This is a genomic window from Staphylococcus sp. Y174-1 (assembly GCF_049897865.1).
Classification (GTDB): Bacteria; Bacillota; Bacilli; order Staphylococcales; family Staphylococcaceae; genus Staphylococcus; species Staphylococcus saprophyticus.
In genome coordinates this window covers 564,350-589,382 of the sequence record NZ_JAFCXB010000002.1, presented here as the reverse complement: position 1 = coordinate 589,382, position 25,033 = coordinate 564,350, and the positions used below count along the sequence as shown (strand labels likewise).

The window sequence follows — 25,033 nt, the reverse complement described above, 5'->3', positions numbered from 1 at the left end:
TAGAACAAAAATAAACTTAATAAGTATAAAAAATATACTAACTGAAAGTTTAATTAATGAAACCGTAAACGATCATATTTCAAAAAATCTTAATGACTTTAATTATAAAATTATTGTGTTAGATGATGATCCTACTGGTACACAGACTGTTAAAGACCTACCTGTTTATACGGAATGGTCAGAGGCATTAATCGAAGATGGATTTAAGCAAGAAAATAATATGTTTTATATATTAACGAATTCAAGAGCGTTAAATGAAGTAGAAACAACCGAATTACATCAAGAGATTAGTCATCATATCGCAAGTGTTTCAAGAAAATTAGACCATCCCTATATCATTATAAGTAGAGGTGATTCGACATTAAGAGGACACTTTTATCTTGAACCTAAAGTGTTGAGTGAGGCTTCTAATGAAACATTTGATGCAGTGTTTTATTTACCTGCCTTTTTTGAAGGAAACCGTTATACCTATCAAGGCATACATTATCTTAAAGAAGAGGGACGCTACATACCAGTTTCAGAAAGTGAATTTGCAAATGACACGACTTTTGGGTTTGATTCTGAAACAATGGCAAGCTTTATCGAAGAAAAAAACGACGGCGAAATTAATGCAAAAGATGTAAAACGCATTAGTTTAACTCAAATTCGTGAGCGTGACACACTAGGAATTGAAAAGGTACTAAATGAAGTTTCTCATTTTGATGCAGTGGTCGTAGACGCATTAAATGATGAAGACATGAATTATTTTGCAACTTGTCTGATAGCATTTCTAAATAAAAATGAAAAAAGATTTATGTTTAGAACAGCAGCATCTTTTGTAAAAGCGATGTGTCAAACACCTGGAGAAATCATTAATTTAAAAACTATAGCGATCAAAATCATGGCGGCTTAATTATTGTAGGTTCACATGTGAAAAAGACATGTGCACAATTGAATGATCTCATAGTAAATTCTAATATCAACGCTGTAGAATTTGATGTTAAAGCAGTCACGTCAGATCATTTGCAAAGTTATATAGATGATCAAATAGTTAAAGTATCTGAATTAATCCATTCTGGAAAAGATGTCGTTGTCTACACTTCTAGAGATGTTATTAAAACGGAAGACCTATCGAACAATTTAAGTATTTCAACAAATATTTCCAATGCATTGGTAGAAATTGTAAAAGGGTTGACCATAAAGCCTCAATTCATTATTGCAAAAGGTGGCATTACTTCAAGTGATGTAGCGACGAAAGGATTAGGTATCAAAAAAGCCCAAGTCATTGGACAAATAACACAAGGGGTTCCGGCTTGGTTAACGGGAGAAGAAGCAAAATATAACAAAATGCCATATGTTATTTTCCCAGGAAATATTGGTGAGGTCGATACGCTAACAGAAGTTTATAAAATGAATTCAAATGAGTTATAGAAAGTAGGGGAATTTATGTTGGGAGAAATTTGGCCATTAATTGCTGTGGTGATAGGTGTACTTATTTTGTTAATGCTGATCATGTGGTTTAAATTAAATACATTTATTGCACTCATTATTACATCTATGCTTACTGGTGTGCTAGGCAGTCTTTATAATTCACATGGTGTGCCAGTAGTGATATATAGTACTTTAACTGGCTTATCTGTAAAAACATTAAGCAGCACCATACAAGCTCATTTTTTACTAACAGCCATTTTTGAGGGTACAGGTGATATTTGGACAAGTGCTACATTACCTTTATTTTTCTTAGCATGTCCGTTTTTACTTATTTCAGTGTTAATTGGTAAATACTGCAAACGCCACACATTAGATTATCATTTTGATAAATGGTTATATTTATTTATCGCATTTTTAGGATTGTTACTTATTTTTGCTCATTAAAAAACCTGCTTTCACATCATAGCGAAAGTAGGTTTTATTATATATTATTATACGTTTTTACCAGTATACGCATTGATTCTTTTATTTAATAAAACAAAGAATAATATAAAAGCAAGCGTAATCATAATATGACCCAACCCAGCAATGCCAGCGATAGCAGGACTTACATTAAAGTCTTTCATAGCCGCGATGCCATTTATAAATTGCATCGTAACCGTAATTAATACACCTAAATGGAAAATATAAAAGAAATAGTTAAATAATTGTCTGTTTGCGGTTAACTTTAATTGAAATTCGATAATCATAAATATTAAGAACATGATGGTACCTAATACAAATAAATGCGTATGTGTGATATTCAATTGTGAGTATCCGCTAAAGTTTTCTGCTTTTGACATTTCGCGGTAAAATAGCCCACTGAGTAGACCTAATAAAGTATAAAAAGCAGAACTGTACATTAATTTTTTCATAAATGTGTACCTCCAATTTGTTAATAATTACAATATAAAGTTAATTTATGAACACAATATGAACAATTTAGAAAAAAGACATAACAAAGGTCATATTTATCTAATATCATTTCATTTTGCTTATAGTTCTTTGTATTAAGGACTGAGTACCTATTAAAGAAACAAAAGCGAGATGGGACAATCATTTCAAATGGTTTGTTCCGTCTCGCTCATGTTAATTAAAGTTGAATATTAAAAGTGCTATTATTTATTTTTGTTGCGCAAGGAGTAGGTGGTATATCGTGTCTAAAATAGGTGTATTTAAATGATGTTTTCTTGCTTTATAGAATAGATAGCCTTGAATACCATCAATTTCTAATGATCTGCCATCAACTATATCATAGTACATGCTTGTGCCCATTTCAGCAGGGTAGCCATCATAAATATTAAGTATTGTATTTACAATGTTTGGTTCAAAGTGTACGTGTTCAGCTTTGGCGATGTTAATGCCTTCTAAGAGTAATTGTTCACAGAGTTTTTTTATCCCTGGTACTTCTAATACTGATGCAGTAGAACGAGTTAAGGCTGTAACACTATTAATTGCTAAGTTTACGAGTAACTTGTACCAAATAGCTTTATCGATATCAGTGGTAAGTTCAATATTAAGAGAAGAATTGGATATACATTGATGCAATGCTTGCGTATGTGCATTTTGGTCTAATATTAATTTGTGATCACGATAATGTGTGATGGTATTCCCTGTTTTTTGGCCACTAATATATACGACAGCTTGATATACATAAGGATGATCAAATTTGTGTAATTGGCCGTGTCCATTTTGTGCGAGGATAATTATCGTATTTTTATGTAATAAATGTTGATACGATGTTAAAACGGGATCCAGTTGGGGGATTTTGACAGCGATAAATAAGATGTCTACAGTTTCATGATATTCATTAAGTGCGCGTACATCTAGTTGATACGTAGGGTGAAGATCATTGTTTGAATGATACCGAAGCGTTTCATTGCGGCGACCAAGTAATTGTACATTTAATGAGGCGTCTCTTAAATCAAATGCAATGGTACTTCCTACTGCACCAGGACCTATAATTGCGACATTGTTCATATTATTTTATTTCCTTTTCTAAAAAGATTGGTTAATATATGGATAACAATGTAAATATATCAAAATGTGGAGTTGATTTTAAATGAAAACTTTAAATCAGTTACAAGATTTAAAAGTGAATAAAGAAAAAATTTCAATGGTGACAGCATATGATTATCCAAGTGCGAAGCAAGTCGAAGCGGCTGATATAGACATCATTTTAGTTGGTGATTCATTAGGAATGACGGTACTAGGTTATGATAGTACAGTTCAGGTTACAGTAGCAGATATGATCCATCATACAAAAGCAGTTAGAAGAGGTGCACCTAATACATATGTGATCGTGGATGTACCTTTCGGGGCAGTAGGTGTCAATGATCAATATGATTTAGAAATAGCGGTAAAACTATATAAAGAAACAGATGCCAATGGAATCAAAGCAGAAGGTGCACATTTAACTCAATATATAAAAAATTGTAGCAATATGGGTATTCCAGTTGTGTCTCATTTGGGATTAACACCACAAAGTGTTGGTATTATGGGATATAAAATGCAAGCTGGTAATAAAGAAGCTGCACGACAACTTATTGAAGATGCCTATGCTGTGCAACAAGCGGGCGCTGTGATGTTAGTTCTTGAAGCAGTCCCAAGCGATTTAGCAGCAGAAATATCAGATAAACTAGATATTCCTGTTATCGGTATTGGAGCAGGAAAAGAAACAGACGGACAAGTATTGGTTTATCATGATTTATTAAATTATGCTGTAGAACATAGAGCGAAATTTGTTAAACAATTTGGTGATTTCTCAGTGGGCATTGATGCATTAAAGCAATATAACAATGAGGTGAAAGCGGAACAATTTCCTGGTGAGGCCCATACCTATAAAAAGCAAATTATGAATGAGGTTACAGAATGACACAGTTAATTACAACAATAGAAGAAATGAGAAGTATTATAGCAAACCTTCATAATCAGCGTCGTTCAGTTGGGTTTATTCCTACCATGGGTGCATTGCATGACGGACATTTAAAAATGATGTCATTATCAGCGAAAGAAAATGATGTGACGATTATTAGTATATTTGTCAATCCATTACAGTTTGGTCCGAACGAAGATTTAGATTCTTACCCACGTGATATTGTAGGTGATACTGCAAAAGCTGAATCTGTAGGCGTGGATTATATCTTTCATCCAACAGTTAAAGAAATGTATCCAGAATTACCGACAATTGAATTAAAAGCAGGCCGACTTGCATCCGTTTTGGAAGGTGCTGAACGTCCAGGACATTTTGATGGTGTGGTAACGGTTGTTAATAAATTATTTAATATTGTACGTCCGCATAAAGCATATTTTGGGAAAAAAGATGCACAGCAGTTGGCAATAGTAGAAAAAATGGTAGAGGACTTCAATCATCCAATTGAAATCAAAGGTGTAGATATTGTTAGAGAGGATGATGGATTAGCGAAAAGCTCGCGTAATATCTATCTTACTAAAAATGAACGTATAGAAGCGGTGCACCTGTATAAAAGTTTATGTCTAGCACAATCGCTTTATAAAAATGGAGAGCATAATAGCGAAAAAATTATCAAAGCGACACGGGACTACTTAACAGAACACACAAGTGGAACGATAGAAACAGTTGCAATATATAGTTATCCAGAACTTGTCGAGCAAACACAAATCAAAGACAGCATTTTTATTTCACTCGCTGTCAAATTTAGTAAAGCGCGCTTAATTGATAATATTATTATAGAAGGATAATAACGCTATTTAATCTTGAATAAATATAAATGGTATGATTTATAGTATTGCAATATAGATTTTACATTTATGGATGGTTGTTTTATCATTAATATGGAAGATCCTTATCAAGGAAAATACTTTTATGATAATCATACGTAGTATAGGGTATAGATAAATTATACGTAAAATAGTTACTATATGAATATACATCGCTATTAATTATTATAAATGACTTATTGAAAAGTAAATACGAAAGGTGGAAAAAAGGTGAGTGAAAAGAATTCTAAAGACGTTATTTTAATTGGTGCTGGTGTTTTAAGTACGACATTTGGGACATTATTAAAAGAACTTGCACCAGATTGGAATATTAAACTTTTTGAAAGACTCGACAAACCTGCAATTGAAAGTTCTAATGAACGCCATAATGCAGGTACTGGACATGCTGCACTATGTGAATTAAATTACACGGTAGAGCAAAAAGATGGTTCAATTGATGTTGAAAAAGCGAAAGAAATTAATGAACAATTCGAGATTTCAAAACAATTTTGGTCTCATTTAGTGAAAAGTAAACAAATTCAAAATCCGCAAGCCTTTATTAGACCATTACCTCATATTAGCTTTGTTCAAGGTGATAAAAACGTAAACTTTTTAAAAAGACGTTTTGAAGCATTATCTCCTTTATCAATGTTTAAAGGTATCGAATATACAGAAGATCATGAAAAATTAAAAGAGTGGATGCCACTAATGATGGAAGGTCGCGATCCAAATGAAACCGTAGCGGCTAGTAAAATTGATGAAGGTACGGATGTTAACTTCGGTGAATTGACTAGAAAAATGGCTAAAAATTTAAGTGAACATGACAATGCAGAACTTTTCTATCGTCATGAAGTACAAGATTTTAGTCGTCGTAAAGATGGTAAATGGGAAGTTAAAATTAAAGACCTTAAAACGAAAAAAGTAGAACATCATATTACAGACTACTTATTTATTGGAGCTGGCGGTGCAGCGATTCCATTATTACAAAAAACAGGTATACCAGAAAGTAAACATTTAGGCGGTTTCCCAATCACGGGAGAATTCTTAGTATGTAATAATCCTGAAGTTGTAGCTAAGCACGAAGTTAAAGCTTATGGTAAAGAACCTGAAGGTACACCACCAATGACTGTACCTCACTTAGATAGACGTTATATTCAAGATGAAAATTCATTACTATTTGGACCATTCGCAGCAATTGGACCAAAATTCCTGAAAAATGGTTCAAACTTAGATTTATTCAAATCTATCAATCCAAGTAATGTTATAACGATGTTATCAGCTGCAGCGAAGAACTTCCCATTAATTAAATATTCAATCCAAGAAGTGTTAGCTAAAAAAGAAGACCGTATGAAAGAATTACGTCGCTTTGTTCCAGATGCTAAAGATGAGGATTGGGATATTATGCAAGCAGGTAAACGTGTTCAGGTTATAAAAGATACTAAGGAACACGGCAGAGGCTTTATCCAATTTGGTACAGAAGTAGTTAATTCAAAAGATCACTCTGTGATTGCTTTATTAGGTGAATCTCCTGGTGCGTCTACATCAGTGTCAGTTGCTTTAGAAGTTATTGAGAAAAACTTCCCTGAACAACTTAAACAATGGGAGCCTAAACTAAAAGAAATCATTCCATCTTATGGTCAATCATTAATTGAGGACTATGCTTTATTGAAACAAATACGTCAAGCGAGTAATGCTGAATTAGAATTAAATCATAAATAGTCAAAAATATACCCCTTGGTGCGCTGTGGCATCAAGGGGATTTTTTGTGGTCTGAAGTAAAGATTTATAAATGAACACATGGTCTAATAGTCAATATAGAAAAATCTCCCTACATAGTATTAAAGTATGTAGGGGGAGATTGTAGCTGAATTTAATTTTTATAATGCTTATGCAAATAAGTTTCAAATGTATCTGGTTTTCCTCCAGTAAGTTTTTCAAAATCGTTGCTACTTTGATCTAGTAATCTCATTTCTCCGGCTTTATACATGGAGGCAAGTAAAGGACCGAATCCTTTAGGTTCATCATACATTTTTCCAAATTTTTCAAGTGTCACTGGGTCATAGGATATATTTGAATTTGCAACTTCTGATAAAATTTGCGCTAATGCTTCCATAGAATAGGTATATCCAGATAGTAAATAACGTTTACCTAATAAGTTTTGATTTTTTACAATTTCAATAATACCTTATTAATGAAAATAAGGATAATAATGATAACGATATCTCTGTGGTAAATAAAGATAATAATCACGTTGAAAAAAATAGTGAAATATCAAAAATACAAATTAGTGAAAATAATATTATTAGAAATAATGTAGAAGACAAAAAATTCGATGAAGCAGTTTTAAAGGATGAAAAACAAGATAAACAACAAGATGAAAAACTTAAGCCAAATGAAAATAATAATCGAAAGTTTACAGAGATAAAAACGGAAGATGTTGGTCATTTTAATGGAACTATAAACGATAAAAAAATGGGGAATGATGCGGTTCAGGAAGGTGCCATTCAAACAAGAACGAAAGAGAATCTAAATAACCAATCTCAAACCAATAATCACATTAAAACCAAAGTAACTGTGAAACGAGCAACGACTGATTTTGAAAATATAAAAACAGTAAATAAAAGTGAAACTCCTAATAAAAATATAATTGGAACATCAAGAGCTTATAAAAAATTAACTGATAAAGATATTATAAAATTAAGAAAGCTACTTGCTAAACATGATTTGTATCACCCTGTAGTAACAAAAAGTGTAAGAGAAATGACAGAAGATAGTTCATTAGAAGCATTGGATTATTCTGACAACTATACATTTCAAACGTTAATTTTTCAGCCAGAACCATTAACTACGAAGGAAGTGTTAGACAGTAAAACAATACCTTTCCAAATACATAGTTATTTAACAGGAGCAAATTCAGGAGATGTTTATAAGATTAATTTACAATTAGATCCCATTATTGCAAACCATGTTAAGAAAATAACTGTAAACCCATCCGGTCGTAGTTCATCAGTGGAATTAGTAAGACTGGCAAATAAAGAGGGTAAGGCAACAAATATTTGGCAAGTTAACTTTATTAGAGCTAGTGGTGGCCTTTTTGGTGGAGCGGAAATATTGAGTCAGTACACAGCTGAAAACGGAAAAATAGAATTGGACGATACCGTACGGAACATATTAGAAAAAATGGAAGACCATAGTGATAAGTTAAATTACTTAATATATGTAAAAGATTCACAAGAAAACAAAAAGATTAAAACTTCTGAAACTAGCGGCTATTTCCTAACGCCATCTGAAACTTTAATTAATAGTATTGTCTCATCAAACTCTGATGCCGCGAATAGTGCATTTAAAGGAAGTAGTGGTGCTATCCAATTTGATTCCGATATTGGTGAATTTGGTGGTATTACGGTAGACCAACAAATATTAAAAAATGGAACTTTTAATTGTGGTGGCCCTCTAATAGATTCAGGATTAAATAAACAATGGAGATATCACTACCAAATTGATTCGAAACTTGTTCCATATATTGGTTCAATTGAATTACATAGTTATGACTTTTATGGAGTGAGTGGTTTCGATAAAACCTATTACCCTAAAAATAAAGTCGCTGATTTGGCAATAGATAAAGATGGTAGAGGGTCAATTACAAGTAGTAATTTAAATGATTTAATTGTGTTTCATAATGCATTACCGGAAACAGTGGGCATTAGATTGGTTATCAAATATAATCAAAGTCCAAATAATACATTAACAAGAAATGCTGAATATGACGAAAATGGTAATTTAATTAGCAATACTACAAAAGTAAAAGAAGACTTTGCATTCTATGGGTATCTGACAGATAAGAATGGTGGGATGATTAAAAATACATTCGGATCATCTACTTATTATATTCAAGATTTAGATATAGACGGTTTGACAGATAACTTTGAATTTCATAAATCACACACGGATCCCTTTAATCAAGATACGGATGGTGACCGTAAAAATGATGGTGACAAAGTATTACGTTATGGGCTTCTCCATTAGTAGGAAAACCTATAGCCGATGATATAACTACAGAAGATACTACAGTAATTGGTAAAGTAAATTTAGATTTTTTAGCGCCTCAACAAAAAGTGAAAATACTAGATGAAAACGGCTCATTAATAAGTATAGATACTTTAAATGAGGATGGTACATTCAGTATGCAAGTTCCGAAATTAAAACCAGGGACTTATACAATAGCTATCGAATCTCCAAATTATACTAATGATGAAGTTAACACTTTCAAAGTTATAGATATAAAAGAAATACTTAAACCTAGCATAAATCCTGTGAATGATCAAAGTAAGGAAATTGAAATTAATGGTGTTGAGGGCTCAACAATCATTATTAAAGATGAAAATAATGTTATTGTTGGTCAGACGATATTAAATAATGGACAAACTACAAGTATTATTAATTTAAAAAAACCATTAAAAGCAGGAACTATTTTAACAGCAATAGCAGAAAAAAATGGCATTAATAGTAATGTTTCGAATTCTGTCATAGTTGAAGATGTGACGTCGCCATTAGCGCCAACAATGAAAGATTTCACAAGTAATGATACCCAAATTACAGGAGAATCTGAACCAAATTCAACAGTTGAAATTACGTTCCCGGACGGCCAAAAAGTGACAACGACTACCGATAATCAAGGTCGCTACGTTGTAGATATTCCAACAGGAGCGCTAAACAATGGAGGAGAAGTTAGCGCCAAAGCGACAGATAAAGCCGGCAACGAATCACCAAAAACAACGAAAGATGTCGCTGATGAAAACGGTGCCAGAAGCACCAAAAGTTGATAATGTCACAAATAACGATATTCAAATTATAGGTAAAACAGAGCCTCATGCAAGCGTGACAATTCAATTCCCTAATAAACAAATTATTACTGGAAAAGCAGATGAACAAGGTGATTTTTCTATAGGCATACCAAGTGAAATTAAGTTATTAGGTAATGAAATTCTTATTATCAATATTACAGATAAAGCAGGTAATATATCTAATAGAACAAGTGTTTCAAGTTATCAATGAGTATATAACATTCTTTAATAATGAAAGAATTACATTAAAAATGGCTAATCTCGTATAAACCGAGATTAACCGATAATTTAATTATTTATTTGTCTACTTGACGGGGTGCAATTCAATTTATGTCCCAAGCTCTTTTTTTATGTTTTATGTAGAAGTACTTTCGAAATAGTTTTCTCCGAGTATAGATTTGGCACTAAAGCGTGAAGGATCTATATGCTCTTTGACAAATTGGGGAACTTCATCTTCCTTAATATCGTACATTGTTTCTATTTCTTTGGAAAATAATCTATGTTGTTCTTTTAAATACAATTCTAGGTTTGGTAGTGGTTTTGTCATCATTTTTGTTGTAGTATCAAGTGTTTTTAATGTTTCGATATAAACATTTAATGCTCTAGAACCAACAATTTTGGTTCCTTTGTTGTCATTATTTATAATAACAATCATCGGGAATCCGCGAACACCTAATTGACGCACTAAATTGAAGTCTTCTGTTAGTAGTCTGTGGCCTTTCTGACTATTAGCTAAATCGAAAATATGTTTTATATCCATATCATGATTATCCTTATATAAAGTATGAACAATATCTTTTAATACGGTTTGATTTGAAATGTTTTTATTGAAAACAAATACAGATTCCCTAACAAGACGGATATATTCTATTGCTTTTGAAGGAGAATCTAACTGCTGAATGGCTTTGTATATACGAGATGCTGGAAATGAAGATTGAATGGGATCTGTTTCCATAATTGTACCATCAATCGGCATACGTGAGTATTGACCGACTTCTTGCCAATGTGGTGTAACATCTGCAGGTTTATAAATACCGTTAGCGGGGTCTATGGTCCGTCTCCCCATGCTTCTAGTAATCCACCCATGACCATTTGAAAATTAAATAAATGACCGTACTGTACTGTACTAATAATTTATTTAATATAGGTTCAAATGCCCAACAATGTGAGCACATTGGATCTGTTACATAGTATAAAGTTAGCTTAGGTGTATCGAAATTAAAATCAATAGTTTCTATTGTGTTGTCATCACTAGATGTACAAATGCCAGAATAGATATCGCATACCATATTTTGTTTCATGTTCCTAACCTCCAAAGTTTAATTAAAAAGTATATAGCTTTATAATAGTGATAAATGTATATCATAAGTACCAACAAAATGTGTATTATGTTGGATATTCAATATACGGACACGAATGTTGGAGGAAAATGAGGGAGCCGAATGGTAGAATCAAAATCAGACTTACGAGTTATTAAAACTAGAAAATCTATTATGCAAGCATTCATAAAGCTTTCAGATGAAAAAGATTTTAAAAATATAACGGTAAAAGACATTGCGCAAGAAGCATTAATTAATAGAGCAACATTTTATTATCACTTTAGTGATATTTATGATCTATTGGACAAAGTTTTAGCTGAAGAACTTTTGATTAACTTAAATTATGAAGATTTTAAAGATAATAAGTTGAATGAAGAAACAATTGCCAGTATTTTTAAAGCTATTGCAGAATTTCAATTATCATTAAATAGAAGATATCATAGGAGTTATCCTGAAACAATAGGTAGTATCATTCAAGAGCATACCGAGAGAATGTTGTATAAATTATTAGCAGATGTTCCTTTTGAAGATGATAGTATTCGTCAGCTTTCAGCGAGTATGTTAAGCGCAAGTATTTATAGAGCTTCTGAAAAGTGGTGTCATGGATTTAGTGATGTTCCAGCTGAGACATATATTCAAAGTGTCACACCTTATATTATTTCTGGATTGGTATCTCGTAAATAAAATGAAATGAGGTGTTTGTTATGGGGATTATTATTATCATATTGGAAATTATTTTAGGTATCTTTTTTATAATGACAGGCTTGAAAATATTATCTGGTGCTATGAAACAGGAATTTGCAAAATTAGGTTATCCACCAATTTTTAATAAAATTACAGGGCTGTTTGAACTTATAGGTGGTATAGCAATGCTTGTTGGTATTTTTTATATACCATTGGCTATATTTGCGAGTATTTTATTAGCTTCAACTATGTTGGCAGGTGCAGGTTCACTTGTATTCCTTGGGAAAGACTCTATTAAAAAAGCACTGCCAGCCATCGTATTATTTGTTTTGAATTTGATTATATTGATTTATCTATTGATAGTTTAAAAACTTTGGCACCTGGGACATAAGGCATTGTCTTAGGCAACTTTTTTGAATAGTCAGTTGATGATTTATAGGAAAATTAAAATATCAATTTTATGGTATTAGTGTTAGTTATTTAAGTATTCATATCAATCTAATTGGAAAATAGCCTGAGACATCTATTTATGTCTCAGGCTATTTTGAACTATCTATTCATCATTGCCAAACTATATCTACGAAAATTTTATACAATCCCTTGTATTCTTAATACGATTTCCGCAACTAAGGCAGAACCAATATATGTACTTATTAAAATGACAATACCCACAACAACTGTTTTCCACCCTAACTTTGCGAAATCTGCCCAAGAGTTACCAATTGAAACACCTGCATAAGCAACGACAGGTGTTGCGAGTGATAATAAGTCTACTTTTTCAGTCCATTCAACTATATGTGCTGCACCTGGTACACCTGGAATAGTTAATAACAAGCCAATAATGCCTATGTAGGCAATACTAGGGATATTAAAAGGCACGATGTCACGGAGTATTAATCCTAGTAATGCGATGGCTATGAGTGAAAGAATGCCTGGTAAAGCGTTTAATGGCATAATGCTATAGCCTATCCAGTTACTTAATAAAGAAATAATACCGACAACACATAAAGTAAGTATCCAATTCATCACTTTTGATGACATTCTAATCACTCCTGTTCCTTAGTAAATTTATTTTTGATGTTCATGATTAAACTATAATATTTTCTAGTTAAAGGTAGTGCAATCAACATGCCGACATATAAACCAGTCACGGACGTGAGTAAATTACTTACACCAGAAAAAGCTGTGATTGTGCTTGTCTGATCTGGATACATTTCTACCAGAGGACCAAGTGCGGCGGCAGTCATTACACCACTTCCCACACCTGTTGCCATAGCATAAGCAATGGGACTTAAAGGTAGAATTGAAATGATGATGCCAGAAAATATACTGAAAAAGATAGCGCCGAAAATAGTACCAAATATGTACATGGACATAACGCCTCGCCATTCAGGAGAGGCAATGCCGAATTTTTCAGTGATTAATGCTAAATTAGGTTCTCTCCCTATAGAGTGGGTCATACCGATAGATTCACGACGAAGTCCAAGTAAAATCGCCAAAGGTAAAGAAAATACAATGGTTCCTAAATTACCAATTTCTTGAAGTATCAAAGCTGGACCAGCAGCAATAATTTTGGGTAAAGCAGGTCCGGCTTCTACACCAAATTTTGCTATAAGTAAAGCTACAGAAATGAACACCATAGGTTCAGAATTTTTAGCTTGTTTGTGCTTAATCAATGGCGTGAAATAAACAGCTAAACCTAATAGTACAGCATACACTACGGGTAATAAGAGGATTGATGTCATGCCCAAAGGTATTTTATGTGCACCGATGACTTCGGAAATAATGACTATGACCAAAACGATGCTATGTAATCTCCAATCTTTCCATAAGTTGTTTTGTTGTTCCAAATCAATCACCCCTACAATAATCTGAATATAAAGAAAATTCTAAATATTAATAGCATCTATTGTATACTTACTATTCGAAAATTAAAAGGGGGTAGAAGTGATTCATATATTTTTGGAATTTAATATATGTAAAGTGAAAGCTTAGGCGTATAATGGAATCATTATAGTTAGAAAGTGGTGGTGAAAGTGCAACACGCATACCGACAACTCATATTAGGGATGGTTTGTTTATTTATAGTGATGGCGATTGGACGTTTTGCATATACACCTATAATGCCATTTATGCAACAAACAGGTCATATGGATAATCAAAGTGCTGGTTTATTGGCAACAATCAACTATTTAGGTTATTTAATAGGTGCTATCATACCTATGTGGTTAGTTATAGTGAACAAAGTTACAGATTTGAAAATTTATTTATTTATAAATATCATTTCAACCTTAATTATGGGGTTGTTGGACGATTTTACAGTTTGGACCATATTACGCCTCATTTCTGGGATAACAAGTGGTACTGTTTTTGTCTTAGCATCAAATGTAGCCCTTGAGGCGTTAAGAGTAGCTAAGAAAGATGGTATTTCAGGTTTGTTGTACAGTGGTGTAGGTTTAGGAATTTTTACAAGTAGTATATTTATTTTCATCTATACTAGTGCTGACACGTGGAAGATGACTTGGATTGTACTTAGTCTTTTTTCATTAATTATGGGAAGTTTTGTATTATTTGGAATGCGTGAAAATCCAATCACTGAAAATGAAGATTCCAATTCATCAAATAACACAAATAATGTAGCGGTTAAGTTGAAGAAAAAATTTATTTGGGGATTTTCAATAGCATATTTTTGTGAAGGTGCAGGATATATTATAACGGGTACTTTCTTAGTAGCCATCGTTAAATCTATACCCGAATTAGCCGATTATGCAGCTTTAAGTTGGATGTTTGTAGGTTTGGGTGCAATTCCGTCAACGATTTTGTGGTCGATGATGGCTAACAAGCTAGGGCATGCGAAAGCAATATATTTGGCGTTTATCCTACAAATTATTGCTGTGGTATTGCCAGTATTTTCAGGAAGTATGATGAGTTTGGTGATTAGTTCGCTATTTTTTGGAGCAACATTCCTTGGCTTGACGACATTATTCATGTCTAAAGCACAAACGCTGATGTTTGAAAGTGCTAGTAAAATTAATTTAGTCGCTTCATTAACTGTCATATATAGTTTAGGACAAATGATTGCACCTGCTTTTTCAGGTGTATTAATTGGCGAGTCAGGTAATTATAATGCAGCATTAATATTTGCAGCAGTTATACTGTGTATCGGCTTATTAAGTAGTTTTTATAGCTATAGAGTAACAGATTAACTTTTGTGCAAAGTGTTTTTGTATAGCATATCATAATATCAAAGCAAGAATGATTTATATCTATAAAAGGCTTCTGAAGATATATGTGTGTAGTCTTTTTTATTGGTTATCATCTTTTTGTGTAAGTTGACATTTTGTGGTAATATCGTCATGAATAAAAATTCGAGATAATAATAGATAAGAAGGTTTAATTATATATGAAAGAAAATTTTTGGCGTGAATTACCGCGTCCATTTTTTGTATTAGCGCCGATGGAAGACGTTACTGATGTGGTCTTCCGTCATGTGGTTAGTGAAGCGGGCAGACCAGATGTATTTTTTACTGAGTTTACGAATACAGAAAGTTATTGCCATCCTGAAGGTGTCCATAGCGTGCGTGGGCGTTTAACATTTACCGAAGATGAACAGCCTATTGTTGCTCACATTTGGGGAGATAAACCAGATCATTTTAGAGAAATGAGTATCGGTATGGCAGAGATGGGATTTAAAGGTATCGATTTGAATATGGGTTGCCCTGTGCCAAATGTTGCGACAAAAGGAAAAGGTTCGGGTTTAATTCAACGTCCTGAAATAGCTGCAGAAATTATTCAAGCAGCTAAAGCGGGCGGTATACCAGTAAGTGTGAAAACGCGTCTTGGTTATTCTGAAATTGATGAATGGCGAGACTGGTTGAGACATGTATTTGAACAGGATATTGCAAATTTGTCGATTCATCTACGTACACGTAGAGAAATGAGTAAGGTAGATGCGCACTGGGAATTGATTGGTGAAATTAAAAAGCTTCGTGATGAAATTGCACCAGACACGTTGTTAACAATTAACGGAGATATTCCAGATAGAAAGACAGGACTTGAACTTGCAGAAAAATATGGCATTGATGGCGTAATGATTGGCCGTGGGATTTTTCATAATCCATATGCCTTTGAAAAAGAGCCGAGAGAACATACGAGTGAAGAGTTACTTGGACTATTGAGATTACATCTTGATTTGTTCGATCAATATACTGAAAATGAACCACGTCAGTTTAAGCCATTACGTAGGTTCTTTAAAATATATGTGCGAGGCATCCGAGGTGCAAGTGAATTAAGACATCAATTGATGAGTACGAATACGACAGATGATGCTCGGAAATTACTTGATGAATTTGAAGCACAAACGGAACAAGTCAAATAAAATATCAAAAATAAAAGCTAGCTCTGAAATCATAAGGATTCTGAGTTAGCTTTTTATTATAGTAATGAGGGTCTGAGGTATAGATAGTTGTCTCGGACTCTGTTTGAAATTAGGTAGTAGGTGACAGAATTGAAAATATAAAGTCTCACTTATTTAAAGAGACTATTTTCTATTTTTAGAGAAACGCGTCGTTCTTATATATGACCTTTAGATTAGGGTAACCCTTTATCCCAGCCAACATTGCAGGGATGTAACTAACAAATCTCTATTAGAAAATTTGATTTCTGTTCTATTCTCTTATTTTTGTTTTATAGTAAGCGCGATGATAAAGGCAATGATCATAAATGCTGTAATCATCAATACAACACCAGGCCATTGAATAGCGCCATAAAAAATCCCTGCTAAAGTACCACCGACAGATGACCCCATGTAATAGAAAAGTAAATATAAACTAGATGCCTGTGCTTTATGATCTTCGGCACGACTTGTAACAACTGCACTTGCAATTGCATGACCACTGAAAAACGCATAAACACTAAATGCTAAACCTAGTATTTTAAAGGGTAATGGCGGTAGAAGTGTGATCCAAATACCGAAAATGAGCAGCAATATACTAAATTTCAAAGCATTTAAAGTCCCAAGTTGTGCTCTTAATTTTGCATTAAGTATAGATGAAATCATACCGATTAAAAATAATAAATAAACAAAGCTAATCACACTATCATGTAAATGATAGGGTTCATCCGCTAATACAAAACCGATATAGTTAAAGGCTGCAATGTTACAACCTAAAAGCAAAAAACCTATCATAAATGGTTTTAATAATCTAATATTCTTCAAATGTTTACTGTAACTCACTAATAATGCTTTGACAGAAAAGCGTTGTTTTTCGAAATGGTTAGATGCAGGTAATAGAAATGTAAAAAGAATTGCAGCAATCACACTAATGATACCTATTGAAATTAGACCTGTTTGATAACCATAAATACTAGAAATAAAACCAGTGAATATCCTCCCAAAAGCACCACCAAAAGCATTACCGCTAATATAAATTCCCATAGCTTCAGGTAAATTATGTGAAGAAATTTCTTCGCCAATATAAGCCATTGCTATGGAAGGGAGCCCTGCTAAACAGATACCTTGTATCAAGCGCACGATTAGAAAAGTATTAAAATCTAAAATAAAAGGTTGCACCAATGCTAAAAGTGACACAGATATAACAGAAAATATCATAATCGGTTTGCGACCTAAAACTTCTGATAGTGCACCGAAGAACAGCATTGCAATCGCTAAGGTGATTGTTGCTGCAGACAGCGCTAAACTAGCAACGGTTTCGCTTACATTAAAAGCATTTGTAAAATGTGGAATAAGTGGCTGCACACTATAAAGAATTGAAAATATAGTGAATCCTGAAATGAACAGGGCAACAATGATTTTTATATAAGCCTGTGATCCTTTTTTGACATAGTTGTTTTTTAAATCGTCCAATGTTAAAACCCCGCTTATGATCTGATGTATTTATGTTAGCATGTAATTAATAATATAAAAAATGCATTATTTTCATTTAATGAATGCACAATATGCATAAGGGGTTGTTGAGATGGAGTGGCATCACTTTGAATACTTTAAGCAATTAGCACAAACTGAAAATATGTCAGAGTGTGCAAAAATGTTAAACGTAAGTCAATCAACGTTGAGTAGGGCGATAAAGAACTTAGAAGCGGAACTAGGCATCCCACTTTTTAACAGGGTTGGAAGAACGATTAAACTGAATAAGTACGGTATCGCATTTTTAAAAACGACGAATAATATCATCAATGAAATGGATATCTATAAAAGTAATGTGCTTGATGCTACTAATGTATATAATGGGAAATTAGTCATAGGTTTTTTACATTCAGTGGGCGTGACCTATATATCAGAATTTTTAAAGTCATTTAATTTAGCATATCCAAATATCCAATTGAAATTGATACAACATGATGCGAAACGCTTAATTACAATGTTAGATGACGGGGAAGTGGATATGATTATTACTACTATTTCTGAAACAAGTCAAAATACGCATTTTGAACCGCTCATTGTAGAAAAATTATATGTGACATTACATGAACAGCATAGGTTAAGCCATTGTAGTGAAATTGCTATTGAAGCATTGGTGAATGAAAAATTCATATTATTAAAGCCTAATTTATTATTACGACAACAAGTAGATGAAATATTAAAAGCATATCAATTTACACCGGAAATTAGTTTTGAAGGTGACGAAGTCATTACAATAGCGACATTTATCAGTTCTGGACTGGGCGTATCTATATTGCCACATTTGAGGGATGTGCGCTTACCTAATTTGAAACAAATTCCAATAAAAAATCATGATGCGAAAAGAACGATAGGATTGTGTTATAAAAATAAAAGTAACAAGGTTCCAATAATAAATAAAACTAAAGAAAGTTTGATTGAATATTTTTCAAAGATACAAAAATAGAGGCATAATCATTTAAATAATTAACTATATTTGAGTTAACTTCCATTTTTCTTTCTTACTTGCTGTGGTGTTATAATACGCGTGATAAAAATAAGCATTCATTTATACATCGCTTCCCTCATTATTACGAATAGTGAGGCGTATTTGTTGGTGTGGCTTCACAATCAAGATGAAAAGGAATGAGATACATACTTTTTCGTTTAGTATTAAAAATTCCAAAAATAATTACACAAAATAACCGTACAAATAAATTTTGTACGGTTATTTTGTTATTTTAAGTCATTTTATATACGCAATTCAAAAATATTTTAAAAGGTAAAATTTTTCTTTTAAAAACTATTGATTTTAATTAAAAATTTTATAAGATTATAGAGTATGTGTATAATTAATTTTAAAATGGAGTAAAACACATTAAATAAATAATAATAATAAAATTGGGGGATTGGGATAATATGAAAAGATTATTATTTTTTGTAATAATGGTTATGTTTGTATTAGCTGGTTGTGGTACTGAAAATGATGAAGCAAAAAGCGCGGATAAAGATTCAGATAAATCAAAAGCAACTAGCAAAATGAAAAAGTTTAAAATTGGACAGGCTGTTGATGCAGATGGTGTGCAAGTGAAATTAACTAAAATTGAATATGTTAATGATTATGACGAATATAGTGCACCAGAAAACGGAAAAGTTATTAAAGTGTATTTGAAATTTAAAAATAATAATGAAGATCAGGTGCTTATGGATTCATCTGACTTTAGCATGAAGGTAAATAATGAAAATTATCAAGAATGGTTTGGTAATGACGATACGAATGCAGGCTTTTCTCATCAATTAAATAAAGGGAACACTGGTTCTGGATACATAACTTATGATGTGCCGGATAGTGATAATTATACTTTAGAGATGGATGCTACGCCAAAATTCAATAATGTAAAAGCTAAATGGGAAATTAAAAAAACAGATATCAAGGAAGCATCTGTAGCTAATAGTAATGAGTCGAATGATGAAGCGGAAACAGACACTAATGTTGAATCAGAAGACAGCGAAGAACCAAAAATAACAGATGAAGACTCAGAAGATACTGAAAGTGAAGAAACAGGATATTCAGCAGAAATGTATAACGCACTAGTGGATGAATATAACGCATTAACTGATGGTGAAAAAATGAATCATGTAGACGATGATGTGTTAGAAATCGAATATGATCAATTAGAAGCACGTGTTGACGCATTATATGATAAGAAAATGGATGAAGAAGATAAAGCTTTAGAAGAAGAAATGGAGCAAGAAGACAAAGCTTTAGAAGAAGAAATGGAACAAGATGAAAAAGAGTATGAAGAGGAAATGGAAGCTATAGATAAAGAATACGAAGAAGAAATGAAGAAAATCGAAGAAGAAGATACAACGGATGAAGATACATCAGAAGATGACGCAGCATAAACTAAAAATGAAAGAGGTAAATAAATATGAATCAAAATCAAACGGTTAGACAAACAAACAGGGTAGCAGAAATGATTTTAGGAATTTTAGGAAGTATATTTGGTATTTTAGGTGGATTATTTGCTATTATGCTTGATGGTATTGGTGCAGAATTTGGAGCTACTGAAAGTGGTAGTATTACAGGATTAGGCATAGCAGTTATTTTAACATGTATTATAACTCTAGTGCTTAGTTGTATAATAAATAAAAAAAGAGTACTTATAGGAGTGTTGCTATTAGTTGGTGGCATTTTAAATATCGTGTTTATTAGCTTTTTTGGCATATTGTCAGGAATTTTAATTTTAGTTGCTGGTATCTTAGCTTTAATTAGAAAATAAGTTAGTATTTAACGAAAATAGTGACAATACTTTAAATAGTTTTTAGTAATGATAAAAGTAAAACACGCTCAATGATGTGCACCTGAAAATTGGTATGAAAACCTAATTTTAGGAATTTAGTACATATTTGAGGGTGTTTTTAATTTTTAAATAAGGCATATTATAAATAATAGTTTCATGAATCTTACATAGATTATTTGAAATATGGCTATGTTCATATCATAATTATGGAAAACGATAACGGAAGAGGATGGTTCGATGTTTACAATCTATGGTCACAGAGGTTTACCGAGTAAAGCGCCAGAAAATACACTGGCTTCATATAAAAAGGCTGCTGACATACCTGGTTTAAAATGGATTGAATTAGATGTTGCAATTACGAAAGATGAACAGCTAGTTATCATACACGATGATTTTCTTGATCGAACAACGGATATGACAGGTGAAGTAACTCAATTAGATTATATGGACATAAAAAATGCTTCGACTGGCAGTTGGTTTGGCAAAGCATTTGAAGCTGAAAGATTGCCGACTTTTAAAGATGTCATCAAGATGGCGAATGAAACGCAAATAAATCTAAATATTGAATTAAAAGGCGTAAGTGGTTCGAATGGTACGGCCTTATCTAAAAGTATGGTTACACAAGTCGCTGAACAATTAAAAGAACTAGATTCGAATATAGAAGTATTGATTTCAAGTTTTAATGTCTATTTAGTTAAATTAGCCGAAGCGTTATTGCCAGAATATCCAAGAGCATTAATTTTTAAATCTGCAGCGTTCCAAGGAGATTGGAGAACTTTATTAGATTTTTGTGGATCAAATATTGTGAATATTGAAGATGCCAAACTTTCTCAAGCGCGTGTGAAAATGATAAAAAATGCAGGTTATACATTAAATGTGTGGACAGTTAACAAATCACTACGTGCGAACCAATTAGCTAATTGGGGCGTAGATGGTATTTTTACGGATCATGCTGACGATATGATTCATTTAGAGAGACCATAATGATTGAAAAATGAATGGGTACTGATGATGATTTAGCAATAAGAAATCACTTTTAAGTGTGTAAGCATTTTAGAAAAATAAGTAATCATTTATTATTAATTAGACATCTCGACAGTTAATATATGAAAATTAGATAATCCGTGGCATGAGAACTGTTATAATAAAGAAAATAGTGAGTAATATATGTATGGATAATGCTCATATGGATTTCAGCTAGTAAAATTGTATTAAAATAAGAAACAGAGGATTGTGTGTAATGGAAAGTAATAGTAATAACAATGATTATGAGAATTTGTTGTTTTATTTTGCCTATAAAACATTTATTAACACTGCAGATGAAATTATCGAAAAATATGGGCTGAATAGACAACATCATCGTTTTTTATTTTTTATTGAGAAAGTACCTGGTATTACAATTAAAGATTTATTGAAAAGTTTAGAAATATCTAAACAAGGTAGTCATGCCACATTAAAAAAATTAAAAGATGAAGCTTACATCATTGAAAAGCAAACAGCTACGGATAAGCGTGTCAAAGCGTTATATCCTACTGATAAAGGTACGAAATTAGTTAGAGAGTTAAATAAAAAACAAAATGATATGTTTCAAGATATACAGAAAAAAGTAGGTAATGATTGGTATGCAATTATGGAAGAATTGGCTTCATACCGTACTGGTTTTCAGGAAGTGAAATATCTAAAAGATGATTTTAACAAATAAATATGAGTGTTTAACTAACGATATAGCGTAACGAGCTGTATCGTTTTCTTTTTTAAAACAAAAAGTCGCTATCAATATATAAGTCAACATTGTTGACCTTTTATAATAAATGAGTTAAATTTGTAGTGTAATTGAGATGGTTTGAAAGGAGAAATGAAAATGAAAAAAAGAGTTGGACAATATTTAATGGACTGTATCAGTGATGTTGGTGTAGATAAAGTGTTTGGTGTTCCAGGAGACTTTAATTTAACATTTTTAGATGACATTATTAGCCGAGACGACATGGAATGGATTGGTAATACGAATGAGTTGAATGCGAGTTATGCAGCAGATGGTTATGCTCGCATGAAAGGTATAGCCGCAATGGTTACGACATTTGGTGTTGGAGAATTAAGTGCCGTTAATGGTATAGCTGGTTCATACGCTGAGCGTGTGCCTGTGATTCAAATAACTGGTGCACCTACAAGAGCAGTTGAAAACGCTGGGAAATATGTACATCACTCTCTAGGAGAAGGGAATTTTGATGACTATAGAAATATGTATGCATCCATTACTACAGCGCAAGCGTATATTACACCAGAAAATGCACAAAGTGAAATTCCAAGAGTAATCAATGCAGCACTTTATGAAAAAAGACCTGTGCATATTCATTTACCCATTGATGTGGCAAATAGTGAAATTGATGTAGCAACACCATTTGAAATTGAACAACGACCACAGACTGATGTAACGAAGTACATGACAATGGTTAAAGATAAATTACAAAGTGCAGACAAACCAGTTATTATTACCGGACATGAAATTAATAGTTTTAAATTACATGAGAAGCTTGAACAGTTTGTAAAGCAATCTCAAATTCCGGTTGTACAACTTTCATTAGGTAAAGGCGCATTTAATGAAACATCTCCTTACTACATGGGGATTTATGATGCATCGTTAGCCGAAGAAGATATTAGAAATTACGTAGATCAAAGTGATGCTATCTTAAATATAGGTGCAAAATTAACTGACTCTGCTACAGCTGGCTATTCATATCAATTTGATATTGACGATGTAGTTATGATTAATCATCATCATTTTAAAATGAATGAAACGAAAGATACAGAAGTATCATTGGTAGATTTATTGGACGGCTTGAATACCATTAACTATGTGAATAATGGGGAATTTCCAAAATTTAAACAACCGAAAGCACATGATTACGATTTGACTGATGAGCCGTTAACACAAGAAACGTATTTCAAAATGATGCAAGATTTTATTAGAGAAGAAGATGTTATATTAGCTGAACAAGGTACATCATTCTTTGGTGCGTATGATTTAGCATTGAAACATAACAATAAATTTATTGGACAACCACTTTGGGGTTCTATTGGTTACACATTACCAGCTACTTTAGGCACACAAATGGCAGATACAAGTCGTAGAAACTTATTGTTGATTGGAGATGGATCACTACAGCTTACGGTTCAGGAAATATCAACAATGATTAGAGAGAAGATTAAACCTATTATTTTTGTGATTAATAATGATGGTTACACAGTAGAACGTAAAATCCATGGTGAAAATGCTATGTATAACGATATTAAGATGTGGGATTATAAATTATTACCTACCGTATTTGGTGGAAAAGATGAAGTTCAAGTACATGATGTGAATACGAGTGAAGCATTTCAAAAAGTACTAATTCAAATAGAAGCGCAACCAGACACAATGCACTTCATTGAAGTTAAGATGGGTGTTCATGACGCGCCACATAAATTAAATGCAATTGGCCAAGCTTTCGCAAAACAAAATGGTTAAGATCGTTGCAATGATGCAAGATTACAGTCATTAAAATATATTAGATAATTAGCAGTATAATTAATAAAGATAAGAGCGACACAAATCCGAAGGTAAAATTTGGGTTTGTGTCGTTCTTTATTTTACGTTAGATATAAATAAATTTTAAAGAATAACGATATATCGTTGACATATTTCGATATATCGAAATAAAGAAAGGTGATTTATATGTTTAGAAGACATTTTCATAATACAAAGAGAAATCGTGAAGGATTTGAATTCGGTTTTGGTAGAGGTCAAGAAAGATTTGGAGGTCCTCAAGGTAGAGAAAGATTTTTTAAAAAAGGTAACTTACAATTTGTCATACTCAAGATGCTTAAAGAAGAATCAAAGCATGGTTATCAAATCATTAAGGATTTAGAGGCACAATTTAAAGGTTTTTATTCACCAAGCCCTGGCTCAGTATATCCGATATTACAAATGTTGGAAGATAGAGATTTTGTTTCTATTTCTCAGGACGGCAAGAAAAAGATATACACAATTACAGAAGAAGGTAATGCATTTTTAAATGAAAATATGAACAATGAAATGTTACAGCGATTAGAACATTTTAAAAATATGGATTTTGAAGCAATGAAGGAAGCACGTACGCAGTTATAAGATTTATTCAGAGAAATTATGGAAAAAAATAAAGAAGCATTGAATGACGCTGAGAAGAAACAAAAGTTTGATGCATTTATTGAAAAAACTAAAAACGAATTAAAGCAATTATATTAATTAAAGAAGGTATAGTATAACTGTAAAAAATATTA

The 25,033-nt window shown here is 32.5% G+C and carries 27 protein-coding genes and 2 pseudogenes; 21 read left to right on the top strand and 8 right to left on the bottom strand.

All coding sequences use genetic code 11. The features are described from left to right. Positions 1 to 115: 115 nt before the first annotated feature. The 3 genes and pseudogenes from ACP7BT_RS09660 to ACP7BT_RS09650 form a co-directional block, all read left to right on the top strand. Positions 116 to 892, top strand: coding sequence for a four-carbon acid sugar kinase family protein (locus tag ACP7BT_RS09660; RefSeq protein WP_235304913.1), 777 nt, complete (start codon positions 116 to 118; stop codon positions 890 to 892). 17 nt (positions 893 to 909) lie between these two features. Then, the gene (locus ACP7BT_RS09655) at positions 910 to 1,410 is read left to right on the top strand and encodes a nucleotide-binding domain containing protein (RefSeq protein WP_235304914.1); all 501 of its coding nucleotides are present in this window, start codon (positions 910 to 912) and stop codon (positions 1,408 to 1,410) included. A 15-nt stretch (positions 1,411 to 1,425) separates the two neighbouring features. Then, positions 1,426 to 1,563, top strand: a pseudogene (locus tag ACP7BT_RS09650) (gluconate permease); the annotation flags it as partial. 338 nt (positions 1,564 to 1,901) lie between these two features. On the opposite strand, the gene ACP7BT_RS09645 reads toward ACP7BT_RS09650, so the two are convergent. Both ACP7BT_RS09645 and ACP7BT_RS09640 read right to left on the bottom strand, forming a co-directional pair. Then, on the bottom strand, positions 1,902 to 2,324 hold the full coding sequence (locus ACP7BT_RS09645) for a DUF2871 family protein (RefSeq protein ID WP_041079889.1): 423 nt from the start codon (positions 2,322 to 2,324) through the stop codon (positions 1,902 to 1,904). Positions 2,325 to 2,571: 247 nt separating this feature from the next. Then, the gene (locus ACP7BT_RS09640; RefSeq protein WP_002482100.1) at positions 2,572 to 3,429 is read right to left on the bottom strand and encodes an oxidoreductase; all 858 of its coding nucleotides are present in this window, start codon (positions 3,427 to 3,429) and stop codon (positions 2,572 to 2,574) included. Between the two features lie 82 nt (positions 3,430 to 3,511). Here ACP7BT_RS09640 and panB point away from each other — a divergent pair, with 82 nt between their 5' ends. The 3 genes from panB to mqo all read left to right on the top strand — a co-directional run bounded on the left by panB (position 3,512) and on the right by mqo (position 6,906). Beyond that, positions 3,512 to 4,324 (top strand): 3-methyl-2-oxobutanoate hydroxymethyltransferase, encoded by an 813-nt coding sequence (panB, locus tag ACP7BT_RS09635; protein WP_041079891.1) that lies wholly within the window; start codon positions 3,512 to 3,514, stop codon positions 4,322 to 4,324. Then, entirely contained in the window at positions 4,321 to 5,169 is an 849-nt protein-coding gene (panC, locus tag ACP7BT_RS09630; protein WP_002482102.1) for a pantoate--beta-alanine ligase, read from the top strand. The genes panB and panC overlap by 4 nt, the downstream gene beginning before the upstream one ends. Positions 5,170 to 5,418: 249 nt before the next feature. Next, positions 5,419 to 6,906 (top strand): malate dehydrogenase (quinone), encoded by a 1,488-nt coding sequence (gene mqo / locus ACP7BT_RS09625; protein ID WP_002482103.1) that lies wholly within the window; start codon positions 5,419 to 5,421, stop codon positions 6,904 to 6,906. A 151-nt stretch (positions 6,907 to 7,057) separates the two neighbouring features. On the opposite strand, the gene ACP7BT_RS09620 is transcribed toward mqo, so the two are convergent. After that, positions 7,058 to 7,300 carry a hypothetical protein gene (locus tag ACP7BT_RS09620; RefSeq protein ID WP_052463673.1) on the bottom strand — a complete coding sequence of 81 codons (243 nt, stop codon included), beginning with the start codon at positions 7,298 to 7,300 and terminating at the stop codon, positions 7,058 to 7,060. 113 nt (positions 7,301 to 7,413) lie between these two features. On the opposite strand from ACP7BT_RS09620, the gene ACP7BT_RS09615 reads away from it, so the two are divergent. The 4 genes from ACP7BT_RS09615 (at position 7,414) to ACP7BT_RS09600 (ending at position 10,300) form a co-directional block, all read left to right on the top strand. Further along, a complete protein-coding gene (locus ACP7BT_RS09615; protein WP_235304915.1) occupies positions 7,414 to 9,213 on the top strand; it encodes a DUF4012 domain-containing protein in 1,800 nt (599 codons plus the stop codon). An 89-nt stretch (positions 9,214 to 9,302) separates the two neighbouring features. Further along, positions 9,303 to 10,010: an Ig-like domain-containing protein gene (locus tag ACP7BT_RS09610; protein WP_129334970.1), complete on the top strand. Its 708-nt coding sequence runs from the start codon at positions 9,303 to 9,305 to the stop codon at positions 10,008 to 10,010. Then, positions 9,970 to 10,242: an Ig-like domain-containing protein gene (locus ACP7BT_RS09605; RefSeq protein ID WP_180373870.1), complete on the top strand. Its 273-nt coding sequence runs from the start codon at positions 9,970 to 9,972 to the stop codon at positions 10,240 to 10,242. The genes ACP7BT_RS09610 and ACP7BT_RS09605 overlap by 41 nt, the downstream gene beginning before the upstream one ends. Next, positions 10,223 to 10,300, top strand: a complete 78-nt coding sequence (locus tag ACP7BT_RS09600; protein WP_368863875.1) for an IS3 family transposase — start codon at positions 10,223 to 10,225, stop codon at positions 10,298 to 10,300. Before ACP7BT_RS09605 ends, ACP7BT_RS09600 begins: the two co-directional genes overlap by 20 nt. Before the next feature lie 86 nt (positions 10,301 to 10,386). Here the strand turns inward: ACP7BT_RS09600 and ACP7BT_RS09595 are convergent, their stop codons facing one another. Both ACP7BT_RS09595 and ACP7BT_RS09590 read right to left on the bottom strand, forming a co-directional pair. Next, complete coding sequence (locus tag ACP7BT_RS09595) at positions 10,387 to 11,097, bottom strand: DsbA family oxidoreductase (protein WP_052463674.1); 711 nt, start codon at positions 11,095 to 11,097, stop codon at positions 10,387 to 10,389. A gap of 4 nt (positions 11,098 to 11,101) precedes the next feature. Continuing rightward, positions 11,102 to 11,332: a DsbA family protein gene (locus ACP7BT_RS09590; RefSeq protein WP_052463675.1), complete on the bottom strand. Its 231-nt coding sequence runs from the start codon at positions 11,330 to 11,332 to the stop codon at positions 11,102 to 11,104. A 141-nt stretch (positions 11,333 to 11,473) separates the two neighbouring features. On the opposite strand from ACP7BT_RS09590, the gene ACP7BT_RS09585 reads away from it, so the two are divergent. After that, positions 11,474 to 12,034 (top strand): TetR/AcrR family transcriptional regulator, encoded by a 561-nt coding sequence (locus tag ACP7BT_RS09585; protein WP_041079894.1) that lies wholly within the window; start codon positions 11,474 to 11,476, stop codon positions 12,032 to 12,034. Between the two features lie 20 nt (positions 12,035 to 12,054). Next, a complete protein-coding gene (locus ACP7BT_RS09580; protein WP_037537479.1) occupies positions 12,055 to 12,402 on the top strand; it encodes a DoxX family protein in 348 nt (115 codons plus the stop codon). Between the two features lie 220 nt (positions 12,403 to 12,622). On the opposite strand, the gene ACP7BT_RS09575 is transcribed toward ACP7BT_RS09580, so the two are convergent. After that, positions 12,623 to 13,075, bottom strand: a complete 453-nt coding sequence (locus ACP7BT_RS09575; protein ID WP_037537480.1) for a hypothetical protein — start codon at positions 13,073 to 13,075, stop codon at positions 12,623 to 12,625. Positions 13,076 to 13,080: 5 nt separating this feature from the next. Then, complete coding sequence (locus ACP7BT_RS09570; RefSeq protein WP_037537482.1) at positions 13,081 to 13,884, bottom strand: DUF3100 domain-containing protein; 804 nt, start codon at positions 13,882 to 13,884, stop codon at positions 13,081 to 13,083. Positions 13,885 to 14,103: 219 nt separating this feature from the next. Here ACP7BT_RS09570 and ACP7BT_RS09565 point away from each other — a divergent pair, with 219 nt between their 5' ends. Both ACP7BT_RS09565 and ACP7BT_RS09560 read left to right on the top strand, forming a co-directional pair. Then, entirely contained in the window at positions 14,104 to 15,240 is a 1,137-nt protein-coding gene (locus ACP7BT_RS09565) for a YbfB/YjiJ family MFS transporter (protein ID WP_052463676.1), read from the top strand. 197 nt (positions 15,241 to 15,437) lie between these two features. Then, a complete protein-coding gene (locus tag ACP7BT_RS09560; RefSeq protein ID WP_002482113.1) occupies positions 15,438 to 16,412 on the top strand; it encodes a tRNA dihydrouridine synthase in 975 nt (324 codons plus the stop codon). 297 nt (positions 16,413 to 16,709) lie between these two features. Here ACP7BT_RS09560 and ACP7BT_RS09555 read toward each other — a convergent pair whose 3' ends face one another. Further along, positions 16,710 to 17,918 carry an MFS transporter gene (locus ACP7BT_RS09555; RefSeq protein ID WP_074381770.1) on the bottom strand — a complete coding sequence of 403 codons (1,209 nt, stop codon included), beginning with the start codon at positions 17,916 to 17,918 and terminating at the stop codon, positions 16,710 to 16,712. A 94-nt stretch (positions 17,919 to 18,012) separates the two neighbouring features. On the opposite strand from ACP7BT_RS09555, the gene ACP7BT_RS09550 reads away from it, so the two are divergent. The 7 genes and pseudogenes from ACP7BT_RS09550 to ACP7BT_RS09520 all read left to right on the top strand — a co-directional run bounded on the left by ACP7BT_RS09550 (position 18,013) and on the right by ACP7BT_RS09520 (position 24,998). Beyond that, a complete protein-coding gene (locus tag ACP7BT_RS09550) occupies positions 18,013 to 18,900 on the top strand; it encodes a LysR family transcriptional regulator (RefSeq protein ID WP_002482115.1) in 888 nt (295 codons plus the stop codon). 452 nt (positions 18,901 to 19,352) lie between these two features. Beyond that, on the top strand, positions 19,353 to 20,339 hold the full coding sequence (locus tag ACP7BT_RS09545) for a DUF4352 domain-containing protein (RefSeq protein ID WP_041079896.1): 987 nt from the start codon (positions 19,353 to 19,355) through the stop codon (positions 20,337 to 20,339). Between the two features lie 26 nt (positions 20,340 to 20,365). Beyond that, positions 20,366 to 20,716, top strand: a complete 351-nt coding sequence (locus ACP7BT_RS09540; protein WP_011302165.1) for a DUF4064 domain-containing protein — start codon at positions 20,366 to 20,368, stop codon at positions 20,714 to 20,716. Between the two features lie 258 nt (positions 20,717 to 20,974). Beyond that, the gene (locus ACP7BT_RS09535; RefSeq protein ID WP_002482117.1) at positions 20,975 to 21,721 is read left to right on the top strand and encodes a glycerophosphodiester phosphodiesterase family protein; all 747 of its coding nucleotides are present in this window, start codon (positions 20,975 to 20,977) and stop codon (positions 21,719 to 21,721) included. A gap of 256 nt (positions 21,722 to 21,977) precedes the next feature. Beyond that, on the top strand, positions 21,978 to 22,439 hold the full coding sequence (locus tag ACP7BT_RS09530) for a MarR family winged helix-turn-helix transcriptional regulator (RefSeq protein WP_002482118.1): 462 nt from the start codon (positions 21,978 to 21,980) through the stop codon (positions 22,437 to 22,439). A 159-nt stretch (positions 22,440 to 22,598) separates the two neighbouring features. Beyond that, positions 22,599 to 24,242, top strand: a complete 1,644-nt coding sequence (locus ACP7BT_RS09525) for an alpha-keto acid decarboxylase family protein (protein WP_037537488.1) — start codon at positions 22,599 to 22,601, stop codon at positions 24,240 to 24,242. A 207-nt stretch (positions 24,243 to 24,449) separates the two neighbouring features. Next, positions 24,450 to 24,998: pseudogene (locus ACP7BT_RS09520) on the top strand (PadR family transcriptional regulator). The last annotated feature ends 35 nt before the right edge of the window (positions 24,999 to 25,033 follow it).

Coding starts and splice junctions, on each gene's coding strand:
- ACP7BT_RS09645 (WP_041079889.1), bottom strand. CDS start 2,324: ATGAAAAAATTAATGTACAGTTCTGCTTTTTATACTTTATTAGGTCTA.
- ACP7BT_RS09640 (WP_002482100.1), bottom strand. CDS start 3,429: ATGAACAATGTCGCAATTATAGGTCCTGGTGCAGTAGGAAGTACCATT.
- panB (WP_041079891.1), top strand. CDS start 3,512: ATGAAAACTTTAAATCAGTTACAAGATTTAAAAGTGAATAAAGAAAAA.
- panC (WP_002482102.1), top strand. CDS start 4,321: ATGACACAGTTAATTACAACAATAGAAGAAATGAGAAGTATTATAGCA.
- ACP7BT_RS09620 (WP_052463673.1), bottom strand. CDS start 7,300: ATGGAAGCATTAGCGCAAATTTTATCAGAAGTTGCAAATTCAAATATA.
- ACP7BT_RS09605 (WP_180373870.1), top strand. CDS start 9,970: ATGTCGCTGATGAAAACGGTGCCAGAAGCACCAAAAGTTGATAATGTC.
- ACP7BT_RS09595 (WP_052463674.1), bottom strand. CDS start 11,097: ATGGGGAGACGGACCATAGACCCCGCTAACGGTATTTATAAACCTGCA.
- ACP7BT_RS09590 (WP_052463675.1), bottom strand. CDS start 11,332: ATGAAACAAAATATGGTATGCGATATCTATTCTGGCATTTGTACATCT.
- ACP7BT_RS09585 (WP_041079894.1), top strand. CDS start 11,474: ATGGTAGAATCAAAATCAGACTTACGAGTTATTAAAACTAGAAAATCT.
- ACP7BT_RS09580 (WP_037537479.1), top strand. CDS start 12,055: ATGGGGATTATTATTATCATATTGGAAATTATTTTAGGTATCTTTTTT.
- ACP7BT_RS09575 (WP_037537480.1), bottom strand. CDS start 13,075: ATGTCATCAAAAGTGATGAATTGGATACTTACTTTATGTGTTGTCGGT.
- ACP7BT_RS09565 (WP_052463676.1), top strand. CDS start 14,104: ATGGTTTGTTTATTTATAGTGATGGCGATTGGACGTTTTGCATATACA.
- ACP7BT_RS09560 (WP_002482113.1), top strand. CDS start 15,438: ATGAAAGAAAATTTTTGGCGTGAATTACCGCGTCCATTTTTTGTATTA.
- ACP7BT_RS09550 (WP_002482115.1), top strand. CDS start 18,013: ATGGAGTGGCATCACTTTGAATACTTTAAGCAATTAGCACAAACTGAA.
- ACP7BT_RS09545 (WP_041079896.1), top strand. CDS start 19,353: ATGAAAAGATTATTATTTTTTGTAATAATGGTTATGTTTGTATTAGCT.
- ACP7BT_RS09540 (WP_011302165.1), top strand. CDS start 20,366: ATGAATCAAAATCAAACGGTTAGACAAACAAACAGGGTAGCAGAAATG.
- ACP7BT_RS09535 (WP_002482117.1), top strand. CDS start 20,975: ATGTTTACAATCTATGGTCACAGAGGTTTACCGAGTAAAGCGCCAGAA.
- ACP7BT_RS09530 (WP_002482118.1), top strand. CDS start 21,978: ATGGAAAGTAATAGTAATAACAATGATTATGAGAATTTGTTGTTTTAT.
- ACP7BT_RS09525 (WP_037537488.1), top strand. CDS start 22,599: ATGAAAAAAAGAGTTGGACAATATTTAATGGACTGTATCAGTGATGTT.